Raw genomic sequence first — 5176 nt, 5'->3', positions numbered from 1 at the left:
GGCCGCGTACGTGCGGGAACAGGTTGCCGAGCGGGGCCTGGAGGACCTGGTGGAAGTGCAGTGCCGGGACTACCGCGACATCGCGGACGGGGAGTTCGACGCGGTCGCCACCGTGGAGATGGGCGAGCACGTCGGCGACGCCGAGTACCCGGCGTTCACCGCCACCCTGCACCGGATGGTCCGTCCCCGGGGGCGGGTGCTCGTCCAGCAGATGTCGCGCGGTTCCGTCGCACCGGGCGGCGGGGCGTTCATCGAGGCGTACATCGCACCCGACATGCACATGCGGCCGCTCGGGGACACCGTCTCGCTGCTGGAAGGTGCCGGCCTTGAGGTCCGGTCGGTGCAGTCGCTGCGCGAGCACTATGTGCGGACTGTCGGCGCCTGGCACCGGACGCTGGAGGACCGGTGGGCGGAGTTCGTGGAACTGGCCGGTGAGGAGACGGCGCGCGTGTGGCGTCTGTATCTGGTGGGCGGTGCGCTGGCATTCGAGGAGCGGCGCATGGGCGTCGACCAGATCCTTGCGGTGCGGCCGGACGGGGACGGTGTGAGTGGGATGGAGCCGGTGCCGGACGTCTCGCTCGGTGGGGGCACACCATGAGCGGATACCCCTGGGAGCAGTTCGCGCTGGCCCTGCCGGTGACCGCCGCGGCATCGCTGGCCGTGCTCCTGGCCACCTTCGCCGTCGCGGTACGCAAGGGAGTGCACCGGATCGTCGACGCGGCCTGGGGCTTCGCCTTCGCGGCGGTCGCGCTCGTCTCGTACGCCATGTCGGCCGGCGAGGGAGACCTCGTCCGGCGACTGCTGGTGACCGCCCTGACCTGTGTGTGGGGGCTGCGGCTCGCGGCTCATATCGTGCGCCGGGGCCGGGGACACGGGGAGGATCCGCGCTACGAGGCGCTGCTCGCCAAAGCCCCGCGCCACCGCAACCTCTACGCACTGCGCATGGTGTATCTGCTGCAGGCCGGGCTGGTCTGGCTGGTGTCACTGCCGGTGCAGGCCGCGATGTACGTACGCACGGGGCCGGGTCCGCTGGTGTGGGCCGGGGTAGTCCTGTGGGGCGTGGGTTTCGTCTTCGAGGCGGTCGGCGACTGGCAGCTGGCCCGCTTCAAGGCCGATCCCGCCAGCCGGGGGAAGGTCATGGACCGCGGCCTGTGGGCCTGGACGCGGCACCCCAATTACTTCGGTGACTTCTGTGTCTGGTGGGGTCTGTTCCTCATGGTCTGCGCCGCTCCCGCGGCAGCGGCGGCGACGGTCCTCTCCCCGCTGGTGATGTCCTTCCTGCTGATCCGGGGCAGCGGAAAGGCGCTGCTGGAGCGTCATATGTCGGGACGGCCCGGCTACAGCGAGTACGTGACCCGCACGAGCGGGTTCCTACCACTGCCGCCGCGCCGCCGCCGGTGACGCTCTAGACCCCGCGCGCACGCTCGAACCGGGCGCGCCCCTCGGCCAGTTCGACGATCGGGTCGGGGTAGTCGACCCCGGCCCGGTCCAGGCCTTCCAGTTTCCACGGCTCGTGTACATCACGGTCCGTGACGTCGGCGAGTTCCGGAACCCAGCGGCGTACGTAGATGCCGCGCTTGTCGAAACGCTTGCCCTGGACCACCGGGTTGAGGACCCGGTTGGGGCGGGTGTCGGTGCCGGTCCCCGCCGCCCACTGCCAGTTGAGCTGATTGTTGGCCACGTCCCCGTCGGCCAGGAGCCCGAGGAAGTGCCGGGCGCCGACCCGCCAGTCCACGTACAGCGTCTTGGTGAGGAAGCTCGCCACCAGCATCCGGCCCCGGTTGTGCATCCACCCTTCGTGGGCGAGCTGGCGCATCGCCGCGTCCACCAGCGGATAGCCGGTGCGGCCCTCCCGCCAGGCGGCGATCTCCTTCTCGTCCGTCCTCCAGCGGTCGCCCCGCGTCCGGTAGTCGTCGCTTGCCGTGTCGGGGCGGGCCGCGAGGACCTGGTGGTGGAAGTCCCGCCAGGCCAGCTGCCGTACGAACGCCTCGGCGCCCGGCGATCCCTCGCGCCGGGCGAGATGGACGAGTTCGGAAGCGGAGAGCGCACCGAAGTGGAGGAACGGCGAGAGCCGGGAGGTGGCGTCGCCCGCCAGATTGTCGTGACCCTCCTCGTAGCCGCTCACGCCGGACGACAGCCACTCCCACAGCTGCTGGCGTCCCGCCGTCTCACCGCCCTCGGCAAGTCCGGGCGAGATCCCGGTGATCCCCGACCTGGGGAGCAGCGGCTCCGATGCGATGTCGGCGACCGCGACTCTGCGCGGCGTCGGCACCGGATCCCGCGCGCCGGCTTCGGTCCAGCGCCGGAAGTACGGGGTGAAAACGGCATAGTGGTCACTGCCGGTGGGCGTGACGGCGCCGGGTGCCACCGCCGTCACCACGGCGTCGTGCACCGCCAGGGTGCACCCCGTCCCGGCGAGCACCGATCTGAGGCGCTCCTCGCGCCCGGTGGCGTACCGGCTCACACCGCCCGCGACATGCACGCGCGTCGCGCCCACGGAGCGCACTACGGAGTGGACCTGCTCGACCACGTCACCGCTGCGGACCACGAGGCGGCCGCCGCGCGCCCGCAGTCCGGCATCCAGATCGGCCAGGCAGTCGGCGAGGAACGCCTGCCGGTTGGGCGCGTCGAAGCCGGTCCGGTGCACACCGGTGTCGTACACGAAGAGCGGGACGATCTGCTGCGAATCGCGCAGCGCGGCGGAGAGCACCGGGTTGTCGTGCAGGCGCAGATCCGAGGTGAACAGGGCTACGGAGACGGTCACTTGGCGTATCCCCTCATGCCGTGGCGAAGTTCATCAGCGCGAGCGGGGCGGAGGTGGGTGCGGGCGACCCTCCGGACGGCTCCACGGTGATACCCATGCCCGACGCCTTGTCGACAGGGCCCGACAGCAGGACTGCCTCGGTGGTCTGCGACGGGTCCATCAGGCCCGCCGAGCGCATCGTGCCCGCGTCGTTGAACCACAGCTGGTAGACCTTGCCGGACGGGGGTTTGGGCATGCTGGACGCCACGAACACGGCCTGGTTCTTGCTGTGCGCGACCACCAGGGTGCCGCTGGCACCACCGGCGAGCTGACCAGTGGTGGCCTTGGCGTCGGGCGCGGCGAGGACGCCCGCCAGCTGCTCGGACTGCTGCTGTGCGGCGCGGGCCTGCTGCTGGGCGTCGTCGGCGCTCTGGTGCTGCCAGACCGCGACCCCGGCGCTGCCGGCGGTCACCGCCATGCACGCGGCCAGCGCGAAGCGGGCCATCCGTCGTCCGCGGAACCTGGCGGCGACCGGCCTGGCGGGGGCCGGGGCGACCGGGGGCTCCTGGCGTACGGTACTGATCCGCCGCAGCGCCGCGGCCTTCATCTCCGGCGGTGGAGTGACGGAGACCGCGAGCCCCAGGCGGGCGGCAGTGGCGGTCAGCTCCCGTACCTCCTGGGTGCATGCCTCGCAGTCGCCGAGATGCCTCTCGAACTCCTCGCGTTCGTCGTCCGACAGCGCGTGCAGCGCATAGGCGCCGGTGAGTGTGTGAAGTTCGGCATTCATGTGCTCACCCCCAGGCAGTCGCGCAGCCGGATCAGTCCGTCACGCAGTCGGGTCTTGACCGTGCCCAGCGGTACGGTCAGCAGTTCGGCCACTTCCCTGTAGGTCAGCCCCTGGTAGTAGGCCAGGGTGACCGACTGGCGCTGCAGCTCGGTGAGGGTGCGCAGACAGCGCCGTACCTGCTCACGCTCCAGACGGGCCTCCACCTGCTCGGTCACCTGATCGAACGCGGGCGTCCGGTCCAGCAGGGCCGCCTTGTGCTCCCGGTCGGCGGACGCCTGAGCGGATCGCACCCGGTCGACGGCCCTGCGGTGCGCCAGGGTGAGGACCCAGTTCATGACACCGCCCCGTTCCGGCCGATAGCGGGCGGCCGTGCGCCATACCTCGGTCAGCACCTCCTGGGCGACCTCCTCGGACTGCGCCGGATCGCGCAGCACGCTCCGGACCAGCCCGAGCACCGGTCCGCAGACCGCGTCATACACCGAGCCGAACGCCTCCTGATCTCCTCGGGCCACCTGGCCCAGCAGCATGGGCAGATCGGGCCCGGCGGACGGGACCCCACTGATGTACACCACTTCTTTCACCCGCTGATCCTCCCGGACGCTCGTGTCTACGGAGGTGATTCGGAGCCGGGACTCGCGGGGATTGGTCGCCCGGCGCTTTTCTGTGGAGAACGTCAGTTCTCGGCGTCGCCGACGCCGGCGGTGTAGACGTCCTTCACCTTCACCTCGGTGACTCCTCGGCCCTCGGGGAAGACCCGGCGCCAGTCCCCGAGCACGTGGAGTTCGTCGGTACCCATGGCGCGTACCACGGTCAGATTCTCGTTGTGCGCCTTGAATGCCTTGGTCCAGAGGTTCGCGAAGGCCTGGGAGCGGATGATGTGCATCCAGTCCGGGCGGTACAGCTCACGGTTGTAGTTCGACTCCCCCATCGTGGAGACGAACTTGGAATACATGGCTTTCACGTATTCGAGAGTGACCTCGTCGTCCTCGGCGATCGCGGTCTCGCGGGCGTCCCGCAATGTGCCGCGGAACTTCTCCAGGAGATTCTCCGTGGCGCCCGAAGTGAACGACTCATGGATGACCGGTGGTTCGCACAGCCCGTATTTCGTGCCCGAGAGGCGCAGCAGGAGGCGCAGCGTCGGTTCGGTCACCCACAGGGGGCCTGCTTCGTCGCGGTTGCCGATCGGGTTGGGCAACACCGCTTCGTGCTCCCAGGGGGGCGGGGTGATGAGGTGGATTCCGGCGCGCCGCCGGTCGTGGGTGTTCCCGGCGGAGTGTTCGAGCACACCCAGCGGCAGATGGGTCTTGAGCGCTGACAGATAGGCGCCGTTGATGTCCAGCGCGGTGATCTCGTGCGTGCCGGGAGGGAGCGCGGCCCTGGTCCACTTGGGGCGGGCCTCCCAGATCTCGTCCGCCCCCCGTGCGGTCTTCTTCTTCAGGACGTCCGGGATCCAGGGGTGGGCGATGATGTCGTAGCGGGCGCCCTTGCGGCAGGCGTCCAGCAGGATCATCGCGTCGGGGATCGCGCGCTTCAGCAGCGCGGCGCTCGCCGCCTCCACGTCGCCCTGGGACTTCTCCATGGCAGCGTGTACGGCCTGCCCGATGAGGTCGGGCATGTCTGACGCGTCCTGGAAAGCACGTCGTGCC

The 5176-nt window shown here is 70.3% G+C and carries 5 protein-coding genes and 1 pseudogene; 2 read left to right on the top strand and 4 right to left on the bottom strand.

The window, feature by feature from the left end; translation table 11 throughout:
- Together J0695_RS37055 and J0695_RS37050 are read left to right on the top strand one after the other, a co-directional pair.
- Positions 1-598 (top strand): class I SAM-dependent methyltransferase (locus J0695_RS37055; RefSeq protein WP_206969153.1); only part of this gene is annotated, 598 nt, incomplete at its 5' end.
- A complete protein-coding gene (locus J0695_RS37050) occupies positions 595-1401 on the top strand; it encodes a DUF1295 domain-containing protein (protein WP_206969152.1) in 807 nt (268 codons plus the stop codon). The genes J0695_RS37055 and J0695_RS37050, both read left to right, overlap by 4 nt.
- A gap of 4 nt (positions 1402-1405) precedes the next feature.
- Here J0695_RS37050 and J0695_RS37045 read toward each other — a convergent pair whose 3' ends face one another.
- From J0695_RS37045 to J0695_RS37030, 4 genes and pseudogenes are all read right to left on the bottom strand, one after another.
- Complete coding sequence (locus J0695_RS37045; RefSeq protein ID WP_206969151.1) at positions 1406-2764, bottom strand: cryptochrome/photolyase family protein; 1359 nt, start codon at positions 2762-2764, stop codon at positions 1406-1408.
- Between the two features lie 13 nt (positions 2765-2777).
- Positions 2778-3530: an anti-sigma factor gene (locus J0695_RS37040; protein WP_206969150.1), complete on the bottom strand. Its 753-nt coding sequence runs from the start codon at positions 3528-3530 to the stop codon at positions 2778-2780.
- A complete protein-coding gene (locus J0695_RS37035) occupies positions 3527-4111 on the bottom strand; it encodes a sigma-70 family RNA polymerase sigma factor (protein ID WP_206969149.1) in 585 nt (194 codons plus the stop codon). The genes J0695_RS37040 and J0695_RS37035 overlap by 4 nt, the downstream gene beginning before the upstream one ends.
- 92 nt (positions 4112-4203) lie before the next feature.
- Positions 4204-5176, bottom strand: a pseudogene (locus tag J0695_RS37030) (transcriptional regulator); the annotation flags it as partial.

The sequence above is a fragment of the Streptomyces beijiangensis genome (assembly GCF_017315755.1).
GTDB lineage: Bacteria > Actinomycetota > Actinomycetes > Streptomycetales > Streptomycetaceae > Streptomyces > Streptomyces beijiangensis.
Note: the sequence above shows the minus strand (reverse complement) of the source record. Positions and strands in the feature narration are given on the sequence as shown.

Coding starts and splice junctions, on each gene's coding strand:
- J0695_RS37050 (WP_206969152.1), top strand. CDS start 595: ATGAGCGGATACCCCTGGGAGCAGTTCGCGCTGGCCCTGCCGGTGACC.
- J0695_RS37040 (WP_206969150.1), bottom strand. CDS start 3,530: ATGAATGCCGAACTTCACACACTCACCGGCGCCTATGCGCTGCACGCG.